The 22690-nt window shown below is 57.3% G+C and carries 18 protein-coding genes and 1 tRNA gene; 17 read left to right on the top strand and 2 right to left on the bottom strand.

Going from position 1 to position 22690, the window contains the following annotated elements:
• The 10 genes from ACR0K5_RS23550 to ACR0K5_RS23505 all read left to right on the top strand — a co-directional run.
• On the top strand, positions 1-1117 hold a 1117-nt coding region (locus ACR0K5_RS23550), incomplete at its 5' end, for a COG4223 family protein (RefSeq protein ID WP_480631973.1).
• 10 nt (positions 1118-1127) lie between these two features.
• Positions 1128-2621 (top strand): heme biosynthesis HemY N-terminal domain-containing protein, encoded by a 1494-nt coding sequence (locus ACR0K5_RS23545; protein WP_480631972.1) that lies wholly within the window; start codon positions 1128-1130, stop codon positions 2619-2621.
• An 84-nt stretch (positions 2622-2705) separates the two neighbouring features.
• Positions 2706-3803 (top strand): MHYT domain-containing protein, encoded by a 1098-nt coding sequence (locus ACR0K5_RS23540; protein ID WP_480631971.1) that lies wholly within the window; start codon positions 2706-2708, stop codon positions 3801-3803.
• Between the two features lie 140 nt (positions 3804-3943).
• The gene (locus ACR0K5_RS23535) at positions 3944-4777 is read left to right on the top strand and encodes an FAD binding domain-containing protein (RefSeq protein ID WP_480631970.1); all 834 of its coding nucleotides are present in this window, start codon (positions 3944-3946) and stop codon (positions 4775-4777) included.
• 12 nt (positions 4778-4789) lie between these two features.
• Complete coding sequence (locus tag ACR0K5_RS23530) at positions 4790-5284, top strand: (2Fe-2S)-binding protein (RefSeq protein WP_480631969.1); 495 nt, start codon at positions 4790-4792, stop codon at positions 5282-5284.
• Entirely contained in the window at positions 5281-7698 is a 2418-nt protein-coding gene (locus tag ACR0K5_RS23525) for an aerobic carbon-monoxide dehydrogenase large subunit (protein ID WP_480631968.1), read from the top strand. The genes ACR0K5_RS23530 and ACR0K5_RS23525 overlap by 4 nt, the downstream gene beginning before the upstream one ends.
• A gap of 107 nt (positions 7699-7805) precedes the next feature.
• Entirely contained in the window at positions 7806-8672 is an 867-nt protein-coding gene (locus ACR0K5_RS23520; RefSeq protein ID WP_480631967.1) for an AAA family ATPase, read from the top strand.
• Entirely contained in the window at positions 8672-9862 is a 1191-nt protein-coding gene (locus ACR0K5_RS23515; protein WP_480631966.1) for a vWA domain-containing protein, read from the top strand. The genes ACR0K5_RS23520 and ACR0K5_RS23515 overlap by 1 nt, the downstream gene beginning before the upstream one ends.
• Positions 9863-9875: 13 nt before the next feature.
• On the top strand, positions 9876-10688 hold the full coding sequence (locus tag ACR0K5_RS23510) for an XdhC family protein (protein WP_480631965.1): 813 nt from the start codon (positions 9876-9878) through the stop codon (positions 10686-10688).
• 108 nt (positions 10689-10796) lie between these two features.
• Positions 10797-11249 carry an SRPBCC family protein gene (locus ACR0K5_RS23505; protein WP_480631964.1) on the top strand — a complete coding sequence of 151 codons (453 nt, stop codon included), beginning with the start codon at positions 10797-10799 and terminating at the stop codon, positions 11247-11249.
• A gap of 827 nt (positions 11250-12076) precedes the next feature.
• On the opposite strand, the gene ACR0K5_RS23500 is transcribed toward ACR0K5_RS23505, so the two are convergent.
• Positions 12077-12163 (bottom strand) — tRNA-Leu (locus tag ACR0K5_RS23500).
• 201 nt (positions 12164-12364) lie between these two features.
• On the opposite strand from ACR0K5_RS23500, the gene ACR0K5_RS23495 reads away from it, so the two are divergent.
• Entirely contained in the window at positions 12365-13348 is a 984-nt protein-coding gene (locus ACR0K5_RS23495) for a complex I NDUFA9 subunit family protein (protein ID WP_480631963.1), read from the top strand.
• Here the strand turns inward: ACR0K5_RS23495 and ACR0K5_RS23490 are convergent, their stop codons facing one another.
• A complete protein-coding gene (locus tag ACR0K5_RS23490; RefSeq protein WP_480631962.1) occupies positions 13349-14152 on the bottom strand; it encodes an undecaprenyl-diphosphate phosphatase in 804 nt (267 codons plus the stop codon).
• A 230-nt stretch (positions 14153-14382) separates the two neighbouring features.
• On the opposite strand from ACR0K5_RS23490, the gene ACR0K5_RS23485 reads away from it, so the two are divergent.
• The 6 genes from ACR0K5_RS23485 to mtgA all read left to right on the top strand — a co-directional run bounded on the left by ACR0K5_RS23485 (position 14383) and on the right by mtgA (position 22673).
• Complete coding sequence (locus tag ACR0K5_RS23485; protein ID WP_480631961.1) at positions 14383-15816, top strand: NAD(P)-dependent oxidoreductase; 1434 nt, start codon at positions 14383-14385, stop codon at positions 15814-15816.
• Between the two features lie 24 nt (positions 15817-15840).
• A complete protein-coding gene (locus ACR0K5_RS23480; protein WP_480631960.1) occupies positions 15841-16275 on the top strand; it encodes a GFA family protein in 435 nt (144 codons plus the stop codon).
• Complete coding sequence (gene gltB / locus ACR0K5_RS23475; RefSeq protein ID WP_480631959.1) at positions 16272-20804, top strand: glutamate synthase large subunit; 4533 nt, start codon at positions 16272-16274, stop codon at positions 20802-20804. Before ACR0K5_RS23480 ends, gltB begins: the two co-directional genes overlap by 4 nt.
• A 181-nt stretch (positions 20805-20985) precedes the next feature.
• Positions 20986-21171, top strand: a complete 186-nt coding sequence (locus ACR0K5_RS23470; protein ID WP_480631958.1) for a hypothetical protein — start codon at positions 20986-20988, stop codon at positions 21169-21171.
• A 194-nt stretch (positions 21172-21365) separates the two neighbouring features.
• Positions 21366-21899 (top strand): Hint domain-containing protein, encoded by a 534-nt coding sequence (locus ACR0K5_RS23465; protein ID WP_480631957.1) that lies wholly within the window; start codon positions 21366-21368, stop codon positions 21897-21899.
• 39 nt (positions 21900-21938) lie between these two features.
• Complete coding sequence (gene mtgA / locus ACR0K5_RS23460; protein ID WP_480631956.1) at positions 21939-22673, top strand: monofunctional biosynthetic peptidoglycan transglycosylase; 735 nt, start codon at positions 21939-21941, stop codon at positions 22671-22673.
• Positions 22674-22690 lie beyond the last annotated feature (17 nt).

The following is a 22690-nucleotide window of genomic DNA, read 5'->3' as shown; positions in this document are numbered from 1 at the left end:
CGAAGCCGAAGCCGAAGCCGAAGCCGAAGCCGAAGCCGAAGCCGAAGCCGAAGCCGAAGCCGAAGCCGAAGCCGAAGCCGAAGCCGAAGCCCTGACTGAAAACAACGCTCCGGTCGAGGAAAAAACCGTTGAGCGTGTCGTTGAAAAGCGCGGCGGTTTTGTGCCTGCTTTGCTGGGCGGCGCCATTGCGGCTGCAGTAGGATTTGCGGTGGGCAATGGCGGACTGTTGTCAAATGGCTCTGACAACTCGGATGCGTTGACGGCACTGGAATCTAAGCTGACGGACCAATCGGACCAGATTGCCAAGCTGTCACAGGCGCTTGCAAACAGTCCGGATGTTTCCGATTTGACAAATCAGGTCAAAGCGCTGTCGGAAAAACTGACGCCGGTGGAAGATGACCTGAGTGCAGTCAAAACTTCGGTTGATACGCTTTCCGGGCAGGTCGGACCGTTGTCAGACCGAATCGCGACGCTTGAGAAAGCCCCGATCGAATCCAGTGTTTCGGCCGAAGCCACGGCCGCTTTTGAGGCTGAACTGAAGAAGCTTCAGGACTCTTTGGCTTCGCAGCGGGCCGAGGTCGAAAAGATGGTTTCGGACGCTCAGGCGCTTGAGACAAAAGCGTCAGCCGAAGCACAGGCCGCGACGAACGCCGCAGTTCTATCCCGTCTGCATGGGCAGTTGGACGCGGGCCAGCCCTATTCCGAATTGATCGCAGAGCTGAAAGCAGGTGGTGTGGATGTGTCGGACGCATTGTCAGGACCGGCTGAAAAAGGTGTGGAAACGCTCTCCTCTCTGCGGAACAGCTTCGCGGCCGCGGCCCGAACCGCGCTTGCAGAAGCACGCGATGCCGACAAGGGCACTGGCCTGATCGCCTTCCTGCAACGTCAAACGGGTGCCCGTTCTGTGACGCCACAGGAAGGGGATGGACCGGATGCCGTTCTGTCGCGCGCGCAGGCCGCGCTGTCGGATGGAGACCTGCCCAAGGCGCTGAGCGAATTGAAATCACTTCCCGAAGCGGCGCAGACCGCAATGGCCGATTGGGAGCAGGCGGCCCAAACACGGGTCGCAGCAGTCGATGCGGCGAATACACTGGCTTCCAGCCTGAACTCGAACTGAAGGACCTGCCATGCTGTGGTCATTGTTTAAGATCCTCGTTTTTGTTGCGATTATCGGCCTGCTGGCGCTGGGCGGTCACTTCCTGATGCAAACCAGCGGCGGGGTTCAAATCACCGTCGCGGGCACGGAATTCACACTTGGGCCGCTTCAGTCGGTGATTGCGTTGGGCGTGCTGGTGTTCGCAGTCTGGCTGTTTTTCAAATTGCTCAGCCTGCTGATTGCGACTCTGAAATTCCTGAACGGTGACGAAACAGCATTGTCCCGGTATTTTGACCGCAATCGCGAGCAAAAAGGATATCAGGCACTGGCCGATGGCCTGATGGCGCTGGCCTCGGGCGAAGGGCGCGTCGCGATGACCAAAGCCAGCAAGGCCGAGAAACTGCTGAATAAGCCAGAGCTGACCAACCTGTTGGTGGCGCAGGCTGCCGAGATGACCGGTGACACAAAAAAAGCATCGGATACTTACAAGCAACTTGTGACAAACAACGCGACCCGGTTTGTTGGCGTGCGCGGGATCATGAAGCAGAAGCTGGCTGAAGGTGATGACGAAACCGCCCGTAAACTGGCTGAGAAGGCTCTGGCGATCAAACCACGCCACGAAGAGACGCAGGATGTTCTGCTGAACCTGCAGACCAAGGCGCAGGATTGGGCAGGAGCGCGTTCTACCCTGACGTCTAAGTTGAAGGCCGGGTATCTGCCGCGCGACGTATACAAACGGCGCGATGCGGTTTTGGCCTTGTCCGAAGCCAAGGGAATTCTGGACGAGGACGCGACCGTCGAACAACAGGAGCACGCGATCGAAGCCAACCGCCTGTCTCCGGATCTGGTACCTGCTGCCGCCATGGCGGCCCGTGCGTATATCGCCAAAGGCAAACCCCGGCCCGCGACCAAGATTCTGAAAAAAGCATGGGAGGTTCAGCCGCACCCGGATCTGGCCCACGCGTTTGCGGAGATCGTGCCGGATGAAACCCCTGATCAACGGGTCAAGCGGTTCACCGCCCTGACGCGGATTCATCCCGAGAATATGGAAACTCGTCTGATTCTGGCCGAACTGAACATCGTGGCCGAAGATTTTCCTGAAGCCCGCCGTGCGCTTGGCGATGTGGTCGAAAAACAAGGTGATGCGCGCGCCTATACGTTGATGGCTGCGATCGAACGGGGTGAGGGCGCTTCGGACGCTGTTGTGCAAGGCTGGTTGGCCAAGGCGTTGAACGCGCCGCGCGGTCCGCAATGGGTATGTACCAACTGCCATGATATCCAGCCCGAATGGGGGCCTGTCTGTCAGAACTGCGGCAGCTTCGATACGCTCAGCTGGCAAACGCCGCAAACGCCCGAGATCGCAAGTGCGACCGGTGTACACATGTTACCTTTGATCGTTGGCGCGCTTGAAGATCAATCCGAAGAGCCTGAAACCGTGGAGCCCGTGGAAGAGGACGATGTGGTCGAAGTGACGGCAGATGCTGTTGAGGTTGCGGAAGAGACCGAGGTTCAAAAGCAGGCCTGACCCCGCAACAGCCAACTGTGAATTGTCGCAGCTAAATCCGTTTGCTAACGTCGCCTTCACGTCGGGGAGGGCGCTCAAACCCAAATGCTGGACTACTCGCATAACGCCTGGTTAGTGGCGGCATCGCTTGCCGTGGCACTGATGGCCGGGTTCACCGGTCTTTACCTGACGCATGGTGCGTCAAAGCTGGACAGTCAGCAGCGCAAGCTTGTTGTGGCTCTGGCCGCGATCGTTCTGGGCGGCGGCATCTGGTCGATGCATTTTGTGGCGATGCTGGGCCTGCAACTGCCGATCCTATTCTATTACGACGCTCTGATCACCCTTATGTCGGCACTGGTAGCAATCCTGATGGTGGGGTTGGCGCTGTTGCTGCTGCATTTCCGGCCCCGTTCGGTGCAGACGATGATTGGGTCTGGGGTGATAGTGGGGCTTGGTATCGTGGTGATGCATTATGTCGGAATGGCGGGAATGCAGCTGTGCCGCCCGGTGTACAACGTATTCGACGTGGTTCTGTCCACTTTGGCATCGGTGATACTGTCTGTAGCCGCCATTTGGGTGGCTTATGGCAACCGAACCCAACGCAACATCCTGCTAGGCACGATCTGTTTCGGGCTGGCTGTGTTCACCATGCATTTTGTCGCCACTGGTCTGACCGATTTCGTTGCCAGTGACAGCCCCGGCGGCGCGGGTCCTGCGCTGGACAATCAGGTGCTGGCAATGGGGGTGACCGTATCCGTCTTCCTGATTTGCGGTGCTTTTTTGTTGACCGGGATCACGTTCATCGAACCAGAACCCGAGACTGCCACCGCAGCTCCTGCCCCTGATCCCATGCCTGAACCGACGCAGATGCGCGCTGGTGTTCCGTTTGAGCGAGAAGGCCAGACGTTTTTTGCAGACCCCGCCGGAATTGCCGCCATTCGGGCCGAGGGACATTATACCGTCCTTTATATGGATTCAGAGAAGCTGTTTTGCCCATGGTCAATCACCGATGCGGAATCCCGTCTGTTTTCCGAAGGGTTCTTGCGGGCGCATCGAAGCTATCTGGTGAACCCCAAATACGTTTCGAGCTTCGAACGGCACAAGGACAATGGCACCTGCTATTTCGATGGTGTCGACTCCCTGACGAAGGTACCTGTCAGCAGATCCCGCCTGACGGATATTCGCGAGGCGCTGGGCCTGTGATCGCAGCCCGTGCAACTCATTCGCATTTCGTGAAACAAGCTGCGCGCCCCGTTTCACGTTACTGGCGGGTGCGGGTTTAACGCCGCTTTTCTATCCTCAGGTCCGCCAAGGCATATTGCTCGGACCCAGGGAGGAAAAACATGATACCAGCCGGTTTTGAGTATCACCGGCCAGGCGACATCGCCTCGGCCATCGGCATCTTGCAGGAATACGGAGATGAAGCGCGGGTGATCGCGGGCGGGCACAGCCTGATCCCGATGATGAAGCTGCGTATGGCCGAGATGGGTCATCTGGTCGATCTACAGGCGATTGATGAACTGAAGGGGATTGTGATCGCGCCGGACACCGTGACCTTGGGTTCGATGGTGACGCAGCACGAGCTGATCACCCATGGTGGGTTGGCCGCGGCGATCCCTCTGATCCGCGAAGCCGCATTGCAGATCGCTGATCCTCAGGTGCGCTATATGGGCACGGTTGGTGGCAACGTCGCTAATGGTGATCCGGGCAATGACATGCCCGGTCTGATGCAATGCCTGAACGCGACGTTTGAGCTGTCCGGTCCCGAAGGTAACCGAAGTGTCGCGGCGCGTGATTTCTATGAGGCGGCGTATTTCACCGCACGCGATGATGAGGAAATCCTGACCCGCATCTCGATCCCAGTGCCGGGTGCGGGTGTCGGTCAGGCCTACGAAAAGCAAAAACGCAAGATCGGCGATTACGCCACCGCTGCCGCAGCGGTGATGGTCGGCAGCGGAGCGGCCTCGGTCGCAATGACTAATCTGGCCGACACGCCCGTCTGGTCCGAAGACGCCAGTACGGCGCTGGCGGGTGGGGACGTCGAGGGCAGCGTAGCGGCAATGCTGGATGCCATCGAACCGGTCGAGGACAACCGGGGCCCTGTTGAATTCAAGAAACACGTGGCCGCCGTGATGTTGCGCCGCGCCATCGACCGCGCGCAAAGCCGCGCGGGTTGAGGGGAGGAAACCATGTCGAAAATGCACGTCAAACTCACCGTGAACGGCAAACAGGTCGAAGGTCTGGCCGAACCGCGCACATTGCTCATTCACTTCCTGCGGGAAGATCTGAAAATCACCGGTCCCCATATCGGTTGCGAGACCAGCCATTGTGGGGCTTGCACCGTGGATATCGACGGCAAATCCGTCAAATCCTGCACGACCTTCGTGGCACAGGTAAACGGAGCCGATGTCACCACCGTTGAAGGGCTGACTAAAGCCGACGGCAGTCTGGGTGTATTGCAGGAAATGTTCCGCGAACATCACGGACTACAATGCGGTTTCTGCACACCGGGCATGATCACCCGTGCGCATCGCCTGCTACAGGAAAATCCAAACCCGACCGAGGAAGACATCCGCTTTGGAATGGCGGGGAACCTCTGCCGCTGCACCGGATATCAGAACATCGTCAAGGCGATTTCGGCCTCGGCTGACATGCTGAACGCTCAGAAGGAGGCTGCGGAATGAACGACCAGACACTGCCCCCCGAAGAACGCGCCGCCAACCTCAAAGGCATGGGCTGCGCCCGCAAACGTGTCGAAGATGTGCGGTTTACCCAAGGCAGGGGTAACTATGTCGATGACATCAAACTGGACGGGATGCTGTTCGGTGACTTTGTGCGCTCCCCCTACGCACACGCCCGCGTCGTCAGTGTGAACAAAGAGGCTGCTTTGGCGCTGCCTGGCGTGATCGCTGTATTGACCGCCGAAGACCTGTCGCCCTTGGGTTTGCATTGGATGCCGACCCTGGCTGGTGACAAGCAGATGGTGCTGGCGGACGGCAAGGTTCTGTTCCAGGGGCAGGAAGTGGCCTTTGTTGTTGCCGAAGACCGATATATCGCGGCGGATGCCGTTGAATTGGTCGAAGTCGATTACGAAGAGTTGCCCGTTATCACCGACCCATTCGAGGCGCTGAAATCCGATGTCGTCCTGCGTGAAGACCTCGAAGGTCAGACAGAGGGCGCACACGGGCCACGCAAGCATCACAACCATATTTTCACGTGGGAGCAGGGTGACAAAGACGCGACCGAGGCCGTTCTGGCTGAGGCTGACGTGGTTGCCGAAGAAATGGTTTACTACCATCGGACCCACCCTTGCCCCCTTGAGACCTGTGGCAGCGTGGCCTCGATGGATAAGGTGACCGGTAAGTTGACACTGTACGGGACGTTTCAGGCACCGCACGCAATCCGGACGGTTGTGTCGCTGATCTCTGGTCTGGCAGAGCATAAAATCCGCGTGATCAGCCCCGATATCGGTGGCGGGTTTGGCAACAAAGTTGGGGCTTACGCAGGCTACGTCTGTTCTGTCGTGGCTTCGATTGTCACGGGCAAGCCAGTGAAATGGGTCGAAGACCGGATGGAAAACCTGATGTCCACCGCCTTTGCCCGCGACTACTGGATGCAGGGCAAAATCGCGGCCACTAAGGATGGCAAGATCACTGGTCTCTGGTGTCATACCACGGCGGATCATGGTGGGTTTGACGCCTGTGCCGACCCGACCAAGTTTCCCGCAGGGTTCATGAACATCTGCACCGGGTCCTATGACATCCCCACCGCCTATCTGGCTGTGGATGGTGTCTATACCAACAAGGCACCGGGCGGGGTGGCCTATCGCTGTTCCTTCCGGGTGACCGAGGCCGCCTATTTCATCGAGCGTATGATTGAGGTTCTTGCCATCAAGCTGAACATGGACGCGGCCGAGCTGCGCCGGATCAACTTCATCAAGGCCGATCAGTTCCCGTACCAGTCTGCGCTGGGTTGGGAGTATGACTCGGGAGATTACCACACCGCCTGGGACAAGGCTTTGAAAGCTGTGGACTATGACGGTCTGCGCGCGGAACAGGCGCAGCGGGTCGAGGAGTTCAAGGCCGGCAAAACTCGCAAGCTGCTGGGTATCGGTCTGACGCATTTCACTGAGATCGTGGGTGCGGGGCCGGTGAAGAACTGCGATATCCTTGGGCTTGGCATGTTCGACAGCTGCGAGATTCGCATTCACCCAACCGGGTCCGCCATCGCGCGGCTGGGGACAATCAGCCAGGGTCAGGGCCATGCCACGACCTTTGCCCAGATCATCGCAAGTGAGATTGGCCTGCCCGCAGATGACATCACGCTGGAAGAGGGTGATACGGACACCGCACCTTATGGGCTTGGCACCTATGGGTCTCGGTCTACGCCGGTTGCCGGTGCGGCCACGGCGATGGCTGCCCGCAAAATCCGAGCGAAAGCTCAGATGATCGCGGCCTATCTGCTTGAGGTGCACGACAATGACGTCGAATGGGACGTGGATCGATTCGCCGTCAAAGGCGCGCCTGAGCGGTTCAAGACCATGAAGGAGATTGCCTTCGCCGCCTATAATCAGGCCATTCCGGGGCTTGAGCCCGGTCTGGAGGCCGTCAGCTACTATGACCCGCCGAATATGACCTACCCGTTCGGGGCCTATATCTGCGTCATGGAGATCGACGTGGATACCGGCGAATGGGAGGTGCGGCAGTTCTATGCGCTGGATGATTGTGGCACACGGATCAACCCGATGATCATTGAGGGTCAAGTCCATGGCGGTGTGACCGAAGCGCTGGCCATCGCTATGGGACAGGAAATTGCCTATGATGAGATGGGAAATGTGAAGACCGGTACGCTGATGGACTTCTTCTTGCCGACCGCGTGGGAGACGCCCAACTATACCACGGACCACACGGTGACGCCCTCGCCGCACCATCCAATTGGTGCGAAGGGTGTGGGAGAAAGCCCGAATGTAGGTGGAGTGCCTGCGTTTTCAAACGCGGTGCATGACGCGTTCCGGCCCTTTGGGCTGGTGCAAAGCCACATGCCGCATGATCACTGGCGGATCTGGAAGATCGCTAATGGGTTGGGGATGCACGGGTAAATTGTTTCGAACCGGCATAAATGCCGGTCCGACAGAACGGAGGGGGCTCTGCCCCCTCCGAACCTCCCCCGAGGTATTTTTGGCCAGATGAAGATTGGATCCTGATTTTGACTTTGAGTGATGTGCAAAACGGGTTGGCCGCGCAGGGCTATGTTGCCGACAACCGGTTGGCGATGGCACTGCATCTGGCACAACAATTAGGCCGACCCTTGCTGTTGGAAGGCCCTGCCGGTGTGGGCAAGACCGAAGTGGCAAAGGCAATGGCAGCGTGGCGCGATACGCGTCTGATCCGGTTGCAATGCTATGAAGGACTGGATGCGAGCCATGCGATATATGAGTGGAATTATCAGCGTCAGTTATTGGCCATCCGCGCCAGTGAGGCTCGAGGAGGGGTAGGTGAGACACACCTGTTTTCCGACGAGTTTCTGCTGAAACGCCCTTTGTTAGAGGCCATATCTGAAGAAGAATCACCCGTTCTGTTGATTGATGAAATCGACAGGGCCGATGAGGAATTCGAAGCCTACCTACTGGAAATCCTGTCTGACTTTCAGATTACGATCCCAGAGCTGGGAACCGTGCAAGCAAAGGTGCGGCCGATCGTGATCCTGACGGCCAACGGGACGCGGGATTTGTCGGACGCGCTGCGTCGCAGGTGCCTGTACAGTTTTATTGATTACCCGTCGAAGGAAACGGAAATGGCGATCCTGAGAGCTCGAATGCCTGGGATTGAAAGGGTGTTGGCACGTCAGATCATCGGGGTCGTACAGGCGCTGAGGAAAGAAGATCTGGAAAAAACGCCGGGCATTGCCGAAACGTTGGATTGGGCGGCTGCTTTGTCGGGGCTGGGTGTAAATGATTTGGCCAAGTCGAAGGAAGAAGTGCAGGCGACTCTGGTGTGTTTGTTGAAAACCGTGGCCGATTACGACGCAGCCCCACCTGAGGTGATGGACCGCTTGATTGGACGGGTGGCGTGATGCAGGTCACACGGTTCCCATCTCGAGCTTCGGGCCTCGCGGACCGCATGTCGGGCTTTATCGGGCATTTGCGCATGAACGGTATGCGAGTTGGCGCTCTGGACGCGGGGGATGCGCTGGCTGTGTTGTCGCAAGTTGATGCAACGGATGCCAATCAGGCTCGTCAGGCCATGTGCGCTGTATTGACCGGTGATACTGACGATTGGCGCCGCTTTGATGAATTATTCGACGCTTATTGGTTCAACGCGGGTAAACAACGTTCCGGCATTGCTGAAAATACGCATGTGCGGGTGCAATCTGCGAAGCCGATGATCTGGCAAAGCAAAGATCGGGCGGAGAATGATGCGCTGTCGAACACCGCTCAGGAAGCCACCACTCCTGACCCGGGTGACGGGGAGGCCGAAGGGATGGACGGGAAGTTGATCGCGACCCGTACGGCCAACCTGTCACGCCGGGACTTGCGGGAGCTGATGGATGAACAGTCCCTGAGAAAAGCTGAAGCGGTCGCTCTGGCCTTGGCCCGTGCCATTCGGGATCGCCGTTCGCGTCGACGTAAACGGGCGTTACGTGGACCCGCTTTGGATATGCGCCGAATACAGCGAGCCAGTCTGGCGCGTGGCGGTGAGCCGCTGGACCTGTATCGCCGAGCTCGACCTCCCCGCCCGATGCGGATTGTGGCGTTGTGCGACGTGAGTGGTTCAATGACCGTCTATTCCCGGGTGTTTCTTGCCTTTCTGAAAGGGTTGATCGGTAGCGGGACCGAGGCGGACGCTTATCTGTTCCACACGCGCTTGATGCGGGTCACCGATGCGCTCCGCGATCACGATACGCTGCGGGCGGCGGGGCGCCTGTCGTTGATGGCTGAAGGATTTGGGGGCGGCACCGATATTTCCGGCAGTCTGGAGCGTTTTCTTTCCGGATACGGCGCGCGGGCACTGAACGGGCGTACCGTAGTTCTGATCCTGTCGGACGGATATTGCAGTTCTGATCCGCAGGCTCTGGGCGATGTGATGGCACGCATAAAGCGCAAGGCACGCCGGATTGTATGGCTGAATCCTCTGAAGGGATGGAAGGGTTATCAGCCTGTTGCAGCGGGGATGCAGGCGGCAGAGCCCTATCTGGATGCCCATCTTTCCGCGAATACTCTTGATGCATTGGCTGCGTTGGAACCGCATTTCCGTAAGCTGTGAAGGGAGTCTAACATTGGCAAATTTCGATATTTTTGACACCATCGAACAGCTGCGCGAGACCGGAGAAGCCTTCTGTGTTTCGACGGTTCTGCGAACAGCGGATGCGACCTCGGCCAAGGCGGGTGGCAAAGCGGCAATTACACGAGACGGCCAGATTCTGGGGCATCTCGGCGGGGCTTGTGTGCAGCGCGCGGTTAGAACCTCAGCGCAGCAGGCGCTGGCAAGTGGCGCTCCGCAAATGATCCGCGTCAAACCTTCGAAAAAAGTGGTGAACATGACAGACCCGGACGGCGTTCAAACCTTCAAAAGCGGGTGTCCGTCCGGCGGCACAGTAGATTTGCTGGTCGAACCCTATCAGCACGCGCCACGGCTGGTAATTTTCGGTGATGGATTGATTGCCAAAGCCGTAGCAGAGCACGGGTCGCTGGCAGGGTTTCGAACGGTGGTTGAAGACGGGGTTCAGGCCAGTGGAGACCACGCAAGATTCGCTCTGGATCAGATGGATGCGCTGGGTGTGGAGCCTCGGGACTTCGTTGTGGTGGCTGCACAGGGGCGTAAGGATGCGGCGGCGCTGAAGGCCGCGCTGGATACTGCCGCTGCCCGCGTATCGATGGTGGCAAGCCGTCGCAAGGCAGAAACTTTGACCGCAAAGCTGATTGCGCAAGGGATGGATCCTGTGAAAGTCGCGCGCCTGAAATCTCCGGCCGGACTGGATATTCACGCCATCGACCCACATGAGATTGCCTTGTCGATCCTGGCAGAGATCGTGATGTGGCGAAACAGCAATAAATCGACGGAGGCTTCTCATGATGAAAAGCTTGCTTGAACGCTTGCGCGGCAGATGGGCTGCCCGCCCGAAACAAGACGCCAAAGAGGCCACGGAGGTGGCGTTGCGTGTTTTCCCAAGATGTTGTTGAACAAAGGAAAGACCTGAATGGAACTGACTGATGAAATTCGTATCTCGGCGCCTCGTGACGTGGTTTATCGCGCGCTGAATGATCCTGAGGTGTTGAAAGACTGTATCCCCGGGTGCGAAGAACTTACACAGAATTCACCGACTGAGCTTGAGGCCAAGGTGGTTCTGAAAATTGGCCCGGTCAAAGCTCGCTTTGCAGGCGAAGTCATGCTGGACACGGCAAATGCACCGAACGGGTTCTCGCTGACGGGTGAAGGCAAGGGCGGGGCAGCAGGATTTGCCAAAGGCGGGGCCGAGGTTGCGCTGACCGAAGATGGTGACGAGACGGTTCTAACCTATACGGCCAAGGTCGATGTCGGCGGCAAGATCGCTCAGTTGGGTAGTCGGTTGATCGCTGGAACCGCCAAGAAACTGTCGGCGAAGTTCTTTACGCGTTTCGGTGAGATCGTGTCGGAACAATCTGTCACGTGATGCTGAAAGCGCGCGATCAATCTGATCTGACCGACGAAAGTCACTGTAAGTACCGAAGGCGAGACCTTCAAAACCAAGAGACTGATCGTGCGGCATAAAGAACTGAAGGTGTCACGCACACCGCCAGGACCACTTTCAGGATCCGACGCACGACACGTTCAAATAGCCGAAATCACAGCATTTGCTGCTCCGACAAACCCGGCCGCTGCCACTGCGCTGGCCAGTACGATGCAACAAATTTCAAGTGCACTGAGCTTCATTTTGACCCCCATCAAAATGGTTTACTCGAAGTAGAACAAATCTGGAGGATCGCAAAGACAGGATATTTTCACAAAGCGGAATGTTGCCGCGGCGGCAGCGCTTATTTGCTCAGGTGCAAGCCTGCGGCGTCAGGCAGGATGTCGTTTCAGCATTCAAGGCTTGACCTATATCCGTGCTGCATCACCTGATCTGCTCTGTTTTGATGTCCAGCGGTATTGGCAAGTTACGCAAGCCGTATTTTACGCGAGTTGAATGCTATCCCGCACACGTTGCAGACAGCTATAGAGTGAGGAACAGCTAGAAAAGCAGTTTGCAATTAGAAACATTGCACATTGCTGGCAGAAATGCTGATGGTCTTCGTGTGTGTTGGGTAGTGGTTCGCAAGTCTCGACACGTGTTTTTCCGAGCCTTACGAGGCACCCGAAAACCTGTGCTTTGAATAGATATAAGACAAGCAAGCGTGAGCAAGTAATACAATCACTGGCTTAAAGCATGTGGCGACAGTCGATTGCCACGATTGTTTTCCAGTGAAATCAATACGTTACCAAATACACTTCTGAAGGATTTGGTGCCCAGGAGAGGACTCGAACCTCCACGTCCATACGGACACTAGCACCTGAAGCTAGCGCGTCTACCAATTCCGCCACCTGGGCAGGTGTCGTGGAGGGGCGTTTAAGCTTAGTGGCGGGGGGCGTCAACCAGATTCGGCGAGATTTCTGAAAGTTTTTTGAACTCATTTGTTCGCCGGTGTTTTGGGGCTGTGATTTTCACATCTGTCGCGGCGAATTAGCGCCTTGTTAGACTGGCCTGCTGGCGTTAGTTCTAGGGCGCAATTTCTCAGCAGGAGCCCTCTCATGTCGAAACTGGTGACGATTTATGGCGGATCGGGATTTGTCGGCCGCTACATCGCGCGGCGCATGGCGAGTGAGGGCTGGCGAGTGCGGGTGGCAGTGCGTCGCCCGAATGAGGCCATGTTCGTGAAACCCTATGGTGTTGTGGGTCAGGTTGAGCCGGTGTTGTGCAATATCCGCGACGATGCCTCGGTCGCGCTTGCGATGCAGAGCGCCGATGCGGTTGTGAACTGCGTGGGCGTATTGAACGAGCTGGGCAAAAACGGTTTTGAGACGGTTCAGGCCGAAGGCGCTGAACGAATCGCGCGTTTGGCAGCCGAGCAGGGTATCGAACGAATGGTTCATATCTCGGCCATTGGTGCAGATGCGAATGCCGCCAGCGAATATTCTCAGACCAAGGCGCAAGGCGAATCGGGTGTATTGAAACATATGCCCAAAGCCATGATCCTGCGCCCTTCGGTAATCTTCGGAACCGAAGATCAGTTCTTTAATCGTTTTGCCGGGATGACCCGCATGGGGCCGTTCCTGCCTCTGGTCGGAGCCGAAACCAAATTCCAGCCGGTTTTCGTGGACGATGTGGCCCAGGCTGCCGTCAAAGGTGTGCTGGGTCAGACCGAGCCGGGCGTGTATGAGCTTGGCGGACCCGAGGTGAAGACCTTCCGTGCCCTGATGCAGCAAATGCTTGATGTGATTCACCGTCGTCGTGTCATCATCGGCATGCCGTTTTTTGCTGCCCGGATTATGGCGAGTGTGCTGGACATCGCGAAATTCGCCAGTTTCCAATTATTCCCGAATAACATTCTGACCCGCGATCAGCTCAAGAACCTGCGTCACGACAATGTGGTATCAGACGGGGTCAAGTCCTTTGCGGATCTTGGTATTGCGCCGACCACGCTGGAATCGGTGTTGCCTGAGTACCTGTGGAAATTCCGGCCCGCGGGTCAGTATGACGACATTCAGAACTCGGCCAAAAACCTGCGAATCTGATCAGCTGTACGCCATAAACAGCAGGATCGTGCCAAGAATGATGCGGTAGATGACGTAAGGTGTGAAACTTACGCTGCGCAGAAGCCGCATCATCAGGCTAAGCGCCAGCAGGGCCGAGACAAATGCAAACAGCGCCGCAATGGCGCCATCCCGGGCTAGTTGCGCATCGGCCTCGCGCGCCACATCTAGTGCCAACAAAGTACCTGACGCCAGAATTGTCGGGATCGACATCAACATGGCAATCCGCGCGCCATCTTCTCGAGTATATCCCAATTGACGCGCGCCTGTGATGGTAATCCCGGATCGCGACGTGCCAGGGATCAGCGCAAGAACCTGCCAAAGGCCCATGATGAACGCGTCACGTATTCCCCAATCGGCGGCTTCTTTGGTTTCGGGGCCTTTCTGGTCCATCCAATACAGCAACAGACCGAAACCCAGCATTGTCCATCCGATGACTGTGATCGAACGCATGGCCTCGCTCAATCCGGTCATGTACAGAGTGAAGCCCGCAATCACGGTTGGAATTGTTGCAATGATCAGACCCAGAGCGAGTCGGGACTGAGGTGTATCCACCCGCCCGGTCAAGGTGCGCGGTAGCCCGGCCAGGGCCTGTTTCACATCTGACCAGAAGTACAGAATCACCGCGCCCAGTGTTCCCACGTGCACTGCGACGTCTATAGCCTGACCCTGATCCTGCAGGCCCGACAGATTCGGCAATAGGATCAGGTGACCGGATGAAGATACAGGCAAAAACTCAGTGATTCCCTGAATGATTGCTACGAGAATCAGGTGGAAAAGACTCATCTGCCCTGCCGTGCTACCGTCACGTGTTCTTTGCGGTTTATGGGTATAAGGGCGGTGGATAAAAGGAAAGCGCGCATATAGGTCCGAATCGGAACTAAAATTTCCGTTAATTTCTGAAAATTCTCAACGGGCCGGTATATTTTTCCAAAATAGGTCAGGACAATTGACTTTTCATCTTGATGCGCATCCCTTAAAGAAACTGGACCAAGCCAATTCATGGAGTCTGACCCGTGGCCAAGCAACCGATGCTGAAATTTGTGCAGATCGACCGCGTCATGCCGGAAAAGCGTGCCGCCAATGACCGCAAGGACGACTTTGACGAGATCTATTCCGAGTTCGCTGCTGAAAAGGCGGCTGAGCAGGCAAGTCGGTGCAGTCAGTGCGGTGTTCCCTATTGTCAGTCGCATTGCCCGTTGCACAACAATATCCCCGACTGGTTGCGCCTGACTGCGACCGGTCGCCTGGAAGAGGCCTATCAGACAAGCCAGGCTACCAATACCTTCCCTGAAATCTGTGGGCGCATCTGTCCGCAGGACCGCCTGTGTGAGGGCAATTGCGTAATTGAACAATCGGGCCATGGAACGGTCACGATTGGCACCATCGAGAAATACATCACGGATACCGCGTGGGAAAAAGGCTGGGTCAAGCCGGTCGTCCCTTCGGTTGAGCGCTCTGAAAGCGTGGGTATCATTGGTGGAGGTCCGGGCGGGTTAGCCGCTGCAGATATGCTGCGCCAGGCCGGTATCCAAGTCACGGTATACGATCGTCATGACCGTGCCGGTGGTCTTCTGATGTACGGCATTCCGGGTTTCAAACTGGAAAAAGACGTAGTTCAACGCCGCAACGATCTGCTGGCCGACGGCGGAGTTGAATTTGTCCTGAACTGCGATGTGGACGCGGCTAAGTTTGATGAAATCCGAGCCAAGCATGATGCCGTCATCATTGCGACCGGAGTTTACAAGTCGCGCGACCTGTCCATGCCAGGCAGTGGCCTAGGGGGTATCGAAAAGGCGATTGACTTCCTGACGGCCTCGAACCGTAAAAGCTTCGGCGACGAAGTTGAAGATTTCGACAATGGTCGCCTGAACGCCGAAGGCAAAAAGGTTGTCGTGATTGGTGGCGGTGACACCGCGATGGATTGTGTTCGAACCTCGATCCGTCAGGGTGCGATTTCTGTCAAATGTCTGTATCGCCGGGACCGGGCCAACATGCCAGGTTCACAACGCGAAACGCAGAATGCCGAAGAAGAGGGCGTGATCTTCGAATGGCTCAGTGCGCCCAAAGGATTCACGGGCGATGGCACGGTCTCGGGTGTGATGGTGCAGAAGATGCGCCTAGGCCAGCCCGACGCATCCGGTCGTCAGGCCCCCGAAGTGATCGAAGGCGCGGACTATGTCGAGGACGCAGATCTTGTGATCAAGGCGCTGGGATTCGAGCCCGAAGACCTGCCCACGCTATTCGGACAATCCGACCTGCCGGTTACCCGCTGGGGTACCGTCAAGGCGGCGTTCCAAACCGGCGAGACCGAGATGGAAGGCGTCTATGCCATCGGTGACATCGTACGTGGTGCCTCGCTGGTGGTTTGGGCGATCCGCGACGGCCGTGACTGCGCCGATGCAATCATCGACCGCTTCAACGCAAAGTCTGCTGTTGCAGCCGAATAATCCCAGCGATCAGGAGGGTTCGAAATGCCCGAATTGCAAGGCCAATGCATGTGTGGCGCAGTTACGGTGACTGCAACTCCGGCGCGGGGTGCGCTTGGGGCATGCCATTGCGATCAGTGCCGTCGCTGGACCAGTTCTATGCTGGTGACGTTTCAGGCCGAAGAAGGGTACGCCGCGCTTGGCCCGGTCAAAACCTATACCTCGTCCGACTGGGCAGAGCGTGCTTTTTGCGCCGATTGTGGCTCGGCGCTTTGGTATCGGGTCACCCTTCCGGGTGAGATGCACGGCCAGACACAAATTGCCGCAGGTCTGTTTGAAGACACAGGCAGCCCGCTGAAACTTGAACTTTACATCGACAAAAAGCCCGAGGGCTACGCGTTCGCAGGCGAACGCCGGCAGATGACCAAAGCCGAGGTCGAAGCCATGTACGCCCCCTCTGACGAAGGAGACAGCCAATGACCAAATATGATGCCGATTGGGTGCGGGCCGAAGAAGCCAAGCGCAAATGGATGGCCGAAAATGGTCTCTATTCCGAGGAAGAAGAGCATTCTTCCTGTGGCGTAGGCCTTGTTGTGTCCGTGGATGGAAAAGCGTCGCGCAAGGTTGTGGACGCAGGTATCGACGCGCTCAAGGCGATCTGGCACCGCGGCGCTGTCGATGCTGACGGCAAAACCGGGGATGGTGCAGGAATCCATGTGCAAATTCCGGTGCCCTTCTTCTATGACCAAATTCGTCGCACAGGCCACGAGCCCAAGTTGAATGAATTGATCGCGGTTGGTCAGGTTTTCCTGCCCCGCACCGATTTTGGCGCGCAGGAACAGTGCCGAACCATCGTGGAAACCGAAGTTCTGCGCATGGGTTATTACATCTACGGCTGGCGTCACGTGCCGGTTGATGTGACCTGCCTGGGTGAAAAAGCCAACGCCACACGGCCTGAGATCGAGCAGATCCTGATCTCGAATTCCAAAGGCGTGGATGAAGAAACCTTTGAACGCGAGCTCTACGTCATTCGCCGTCGTATTGAAAAGGCCGCGGCAGCTGCTGGTATTTCCGGACTGTATCTGGCGTCGCTGTCCTGCCGTTCGATCATCTACAAGGGCATGATGCTGGCCGAGCAAGTTGCCGTCTTCTATCCCGACCTGATGGACGAACGCTTTGAGTCCGCGTTTGCAATCTATCACCAGCGCTATTCAACCAACACCTTCCCGCAATGGTGGCTGGCCCAGCCGTTCCGCATGTTGGCTCATAATGGTGAGATCAACACGCTGAAGGGCAACATCAACTGGATGAAAAGCCACGAAATCCGCATGGCCAGCGGCAGCTTTGGCGATTATGCCGAGGACATCAAGCCGATCATCGCCGGAGGATCGTCGGATTCGGCAGCATTAGACTCGGTTTTTGAGGTTCTGGTGCGTGCGGGTCGCTCAGCCCCGATGGCGAAAACCATGCTGGTTCCGGAAAGCTGGTCCAAGCAGGCGGTCGAGCTGCCGCAGGCGTGGCGCGATATGTATTCCTATTGCAACTCTGTCATGGAGCCATGGGATGGTCCGGCGGCACTGGCCATGACCGATGGCCGCTGGGTCTGCGCCGGTCTGGACCGCAATGGTCTGCGCCCGATGCGTTATGTGGTGACAGGTGACGGTCTGGTTATCGCGGGTTCCGAGGCGGGCATGGTGCCGATTGACGAGGCATCGGTGACCGAAAAAGGCGCGCTTGGCCCAGGTCAGATGCTGGCCGTCGATATGAAAAAGGGCAAGTTGTACCGCGACACTCAGATCAAGAACAAACTTGCCCGCGCACTGCCCTTTGGCGAGTGGGTCGGCAAGATCAACGATCTGGACAATACGCTGGCTGGTGTAACCGAAGTCCCAATCTTCTCGGGCGAAGAGCTGCGCAAACGTCAGATCGCGGCGGGCTATTCAGTAGAGGAGCTGGAGCAAATTCTTGCCCCGATGGCCGAAGACGGCAAAGAAGCTTTGGCCTCGATGGGCGATGATACGCCCTCGGCGGTTCTGTCCAAGCAATACCGTCCGCTCAGTCATTTCTTCCGCCAGAACTTCAGTCAGGTTACAAACCCCCCGATCGACAGCCTGCGGGAATACCGCGTGATGTCGTTGAAAACGCGGTTTGCCAACCTCAAGAACGTGCTGGACGAAGATAGCAGTCAAACCGAAATTGTGGTCTTGGAAAGCCCCTTTGTCGGTAACGCGCAATGGGACAAGCTGGTCGAGAGTTTCGATGCTCCGCTGGCTGAGATCGACTGTAGTTTTGAGCCTGGCCGCGGCGCGTTGAGCGAGGCTTTGGTCCGAGTTAGAGCCGAAGCTGAGGAGGCCGTGCGTTCAGGCGCTGGGCATCTGGTGCTGACTGACATGCGCTCGGGCGAGGGCCGTGTGGCCATGCCGATGATCCTGGCAACTAGTGCCGTTCACTCGCATCTGACGCGCCAGGGGCTGCGTACATTCTGTTCGCTGAACGTGCGATCAGCGGAATGTGTGGATCCGCATTACTTTGCTGTACTCATTGGTTGCGGCGCGACCGTAGTGAACGCTTATCTGGCAGAGGATTCGCTGGCTGACCGCATTGATCGTGGGCTGTTGGACGGAACGTTGACCGAAAACGTTGCGCGGTTCCGTGAAGCCATCGACCAGGGGCTGCTGAAGATCATGGCCAAGATGGGGATTTCGGTGATCTCGTCCTATCGCGGCGGCCTGAACTTCGAAGCCGTCGGCCTGAGCCGCGCAATGGTGGCTGAGTACTTCCCGGGCATGACCAGCCGGATTTCAGGCATTGGCGTCACCGGTATTCAGTCCAAGGCCGAAGAGATTCATGCCAAAGGCTGGGACAGCGGTCTGGATGTTCTGCCCATCGGTGGTTTCTATAAAGCGCGTAAGTCGGGCGAGACCCACGCGTGGGAAGCCACGTCGATGCATATGATGCAGATGGCGTGCAACAAGGCCTCCTACGAGCTGTGGAAGCAGTACTCGGCCAAGATGCAATCAAACCCGCCGATCCATCTGCGCGACCTGATGGACTTCAAACCGCTGGGTAAGCCGGTGCCGATTGAAGAAGTGGAATCGATCACCTCGATCCGCAAACGCTTTGTCACGCCGGGCATGTCGTTGGGTGCGCTGTCGCCCGAAGCGCATAAGACGCTGAACGTGGCGATGAACCGGATCGGTGCGAAATCTGACTCGGGTGAAGGTGGTGAAGATCCGGCGCATTTCGTGCCGGAACCCAACGGTGACAACCCGTCGGCCAAGATCAAACAGGTAGCCTCGGGCCGGTTTGGTGTGACTGCCGAGTACCTGAACCAGTGTGAAGAACTGGAAATCAAAGTAGCTCAGGGTGCAAAACCGGGTGAAGGTGGCCAGCTGCCGGGCATGAAGGTCACGGATCTGATCGCGCGTCTGCGGCACTCGACCAAGGGGGTGACTCTGATCTCACCGCCGCCGCACCACGACATCTACTCGATCGAAGATCTGGCGCAGCTGATCTATGATCTGAAACAGATCAATCCGCGCTGTAAGGTCACGGTGAAGCTGGTGGCGTCGTCGGGCGTGGGCACAATTGCTGCCGGCGTGGCCAAAGCAAAAGCGGATATTATCCTTATTTCGGGTCACAATGGCGGCACTGGCGCGTCACCTGCGACGTCGATCAAATATGCTGGTCTGCCGTGGGAAATGGGCCTGACCGAGGCGCATCAGGTTCTGGCGATGAACAACCTGCGCGACCGCGTGACGCTGCGGACCGACGGTGGCCTGCGCACCGGTCGTGACATTGTCATGGCCGCGATGATGGGGGCCGAGGAATACGGCATCGGCACCGCCGCACTGATCGCCATGGGCTGTATCATGGTGCGCCAGTGCCAGTCGAACACCTGTCCGGTCGGCGTGTGTACGCAGGATGATAGCCTGCGTGCAAAATTCACCGGGAACGCGGACAAGGTGGTAAACCTGATCACCTTCTACGCGCAGGAAGTGCGAGAACTGTTGGCCAGCCTGGGGGCACGTTCTGTCGATGAAATCATCGGCCGTGCAGATCTGCTGGCACAGGTCAGCCGGGGTTCGGCACATCTGGATGATCTGGACCTCAACCCACTGTTGATCACCGTCGATGGTGCGCATAACATCGTGTACAACCGCGACAAGGATCGGAACGCTGTGCCCGACACGCTGGACGCCGAGATCGTGCGCGATGCTGCCCGGTTCCTGAAAGACGGTGAGAAGATGCAGCTGTCTTATGCGATCCAGAACACGCATCGGACGGTCGGAACACGTGTTTCCAGCCACATTGTACAGAACTTTGGCATGCAGAACACGTTCCAGGATGACCACCTGCATGTGAAACTGCAGGGCTCGGCCGGTCAATCTCTGGGTGCTTTCGCAGCCCCGGGTCTGAAACTGGAAGTGTCGGGTGATGCCAATGACTATGTTGGCAAGGGGCTGTCTGGTGGCACTATTGTTGTACGCCCGCCGCAGGTCAGCCCACTGAAGGCGGATGACAACACGATCATCGGCAACACGGTCCTGTACGGCGCAACCAATGGCCATCTGTTTGCGGCTGGCCGTGCCGGTGAACGGTTTGCTGTGCGGAACTCGGGCGCCACAGTCGTGGTTGAAGGGTGCGGCTCTAACGGTTGTGAATACATGACCGGCGGTGTGGCCGTGATCCTTGGTGGTATCGGTGCCAACTTTGGTGCGGGCATGACCGGTGGAATGGCCTATCTGTACGATCCCGAAGGCAAGGCCGAAGCGTTGATGAACAAGGAAACGCTTGTGACCTGCCCGATCACCGTGGATCACTGGGAAGGGCAGTTGAAAACTCTTGTCGAACGCCACGCGGCAGAGACCAACAGCAGAAAGGCCGCGGATATTCTGCAACACTGGGATGCGGAAAAAGGCAACTTCCTGCAGGTTTGCCCCAAAGAAATGCTGAACAAACTCAGTCATCCGCTGAGCGCAGAAGCTGCCGCAGTTCCGGCGGAATAAGTCGGAAAACACTGGAAAATAAGGCCTCGCGTGTCATTTGCACCACGCGGGGCCTTGTTAATTTACGCTGATTCCGCGTGTTTGTTGCCCGTCCTTCTGGAATTCACCAAGCTCTTTTTACGTTTTGGAGATAGCCTTGGGCTGTTTCGGTTTCTGATGGTGAAAAAACAGGGGCAGCAGGATGCCATTGGCCTATCGTGATCAGTTTTTCACCTTCGATCCAGCACACCCACCACCAGCAGGAACAGCCGTCGCGGTCAGCAGTTTCAGCCCGACAGATGTGAATGATGACAACCTTATAGACGTTCCCAGTGACGATACAGTCAATGGTCAGGACGTTACATCCTCGTGGTCGGGGACACTGTAACGATCAACGTGTCAGGCATTGGGACCGTGACTTGTGTCGGAACTACGTTCTATCTGGCCGATGGATCACGGGTTTTCACTCCAACAGACGATCAGATGCTTCGGCCTGGAACGCTGGTATCGACCACTTTTGTCAACACACACAGGCCTCTGAATGTCGGAAGTTTGAGTCCACCCTGTTTCACGCCCGGGACCATGGTCGCCACACCGGATGGTGAGCGCGCGGTTGAGGACTTAATAGCGGGTGATCTGGTCATTACCGTAGATCATGGGCCACAACCATTGATCTGGGTCGGGCGCACAACCGTCGCCGCCGAGGGAAAACTGGCCCCGATCCAGTTCGAAGCCGGAGTATTTGGCCTGAATCGCACGTTGCTGGTTTCACCGCAACATCGGATGCTGGTCGAAGACTGGCAGGCGTCATACTTGTTCGGCCATGCCGAAGCGTTGGTTTCGGCGTATGCTCTGGTCAATGATGACACGGTGATACGAGTCGAAGGCGGTGAGGCCGAGTATTTCCACCTCTTGTTCAGGCAGCATGAGATCGTCATCGCCAACGGTGCAAAATGTGAAAGCTACTATCCGGGGCACGCATTGGCGGCCGTGGATCGCGAAACGCAAAGTGACGTGTTGCATTTGTTTCCCGAGTTGGCCGGGCCTGATCCGATGTCGCTGAAAACCGCGCGTCCGGTTGTACCTCCGCGTGAGGTGCGCGCATACGCTATTTAGGCCGTTTCAAACCCGGACTTGGCGTCGTATAGCTGAAACATGGCGAAGAAAGCAGCCCGCAAATCAGGCGGCAAGAAAAACAAGGCAGCGAAAAAGACGACACCAGTGGGGCGGCAGGTCCGCCGTTGGGTGACGCGTGTGGCTTTAGCGGCCGCAGCGTTCGCTGTTGCGTTGATCTTGCTTTTTTCCGTCGTGAATCCACCCGTGACCCATACGATCTGGTCAGAATGGCGTCGGCTGGGAAAGGTGGACCGTGAGTGGGTGCCGATCGAGGACATGGCTCCGATTATGGCCCGTTCCGTCGTTGCTGCTGAGGATGCAAATTTCTGCCTGCATTGGGGGTTTGACGTTGAAGCCATCCGCGATGCGCTTGAGGATGGCGGAAATCGCGGTGCCTCGACCATCACGCAACAGGTGGTGAAAAACGTGTTCCTTTGGCAAGGGCGCAGTTGGGTTCGCAAGGCTTTGGAAACCTCGATCACTCCGGTAGTAGAAATATTCTGGAGCAAGCAGCGTATTCTAGAGGTGTATCTGAACGTTGCGGAAACCGGGAACGGCGTGTTTGGGGTTGAAGCGGCCGCGCAACGCTATTTCAACACCAGCGCATCAAAGCTGACTTCGGTTCAGGCGGCGCGGATCGCCGCCATCCTGCCGTCACCGCGGAACCGATCGGTTACGGATCCGACCGCTCGAACTCGCAGAAGGGCGGCCTCAATTCTCGACGGGGCGGCCACCATCCGCGCAGATGGTCGCGCAGATTGTTTCGAGGATTGAAACCCGCTATCTGCCAA

The sequence above is a fragment of the Ruegeria sp. AB9 genome (assembly GCF_056542585.1).
Note: the sequence above shows the minus strand (reverse complement) of the source record. Positions and strands in the feature narration are given on the sequence as shown.

Bases quoted from the DNA above. Each gene is read 5' to 3' on its own strand.
- ACR0K5_RS23545 (WP_480631972.1), top strand. From the start codon at position 1,128: ATGCTGTGGTCATTGTTTAAGATCCTCGTTTTTGTTGCGATTATCGGC.
- ACR0K5_RS23540 (WP_480631971.1), top strand. From the start codon at position 2,706: ATGCTGGACTACTCGCATAACGCCTGGTTAGTGGCGGCATCGCTTGCC.
- ACR0K5_RS23535 (WP_480631970.1), top strand. From the start codon at position 3,944: ATGATACCAGCCGGTTTTGAGTATCACCGGCCAGGCGACATCGCCTCG.
- ACR0K5_RS23530 (WP_480631969.1), top strand. From the start codon at position 4,790: ATGTCGAAAATGCACGTCAAACTCACCGTGAACGGCAAACAGGTCGAA.
- ACR0K5_RS23525 (WP_480631968.1), top strand. From the start codon at position 5,281: ATGAACGACCAGACACTGCCCCCCGAAGAACGCGCCGCCAACCTCAAA.
- ACR0K5_RS23515 (WP_480631966.1), top strand. From the start codon at position 8,672: ATGCAGGTCACACGGTTCCCATCTCGAGCTTCGGGCCTCGCGGACCGC.
- ACR0K5_RS23505 (WP_480631964.1), top strand. From the start codon at position 10,797: ATGGAACTGACTGATGAAATTCGTATCTCGGCGCCTCGTGACGTGGTT.
- ACR0K5_RS23495 (WP_480631963.1), top strand. From the start codon at position 12,365: ATGTCGAAACTGGTGACGATTTATGGCGGATCGGGATTTGTCGGCCGC.
- ACR0K5_RS23490 (WP_480631962.1), bottom strand. From the start codon at position 14,152: ATGAGTCTTTTCCACCTGATTCTCGTAGCAATCATTCAGGGAATCACT.
- ACR0K5_RS23480 (WP_480631960.1), top strand. From the start codon at position 15,841: ATGCCCGAATTGCAAGGCCAATGCATGTGTGGCGCAGTTACGGTGACT.
- gltB (WP_480631959.1), top strand. From the start codon at position 16,272: ATGACCAAATATGATGCCGATTGGGTGCGGGCCGAAGAAGCCAAGCGC.
- ACR0K5_RS23470 (WP_480631958.1), top strand. From the start codon at position 20,986: ATGCCATTGGCCTATCGTGATCAGTTTTTCACCTTCGATCCAGCACAC.
- ACR0K5_RS23465 (WP_480631957.1), top strand. From the start codon at position 21,366: ATGGTCGCCACACCGGATGGTGAGCGCGCGGTTGAGGACTTAATAGCG.
- mtgA (WP_480631956.1), top strand. From the start codon at position 21,939: ATGGCGAAGAAAGCAGCCCGCAAATCAGGCGGCAAGAAAAACAAGGCA.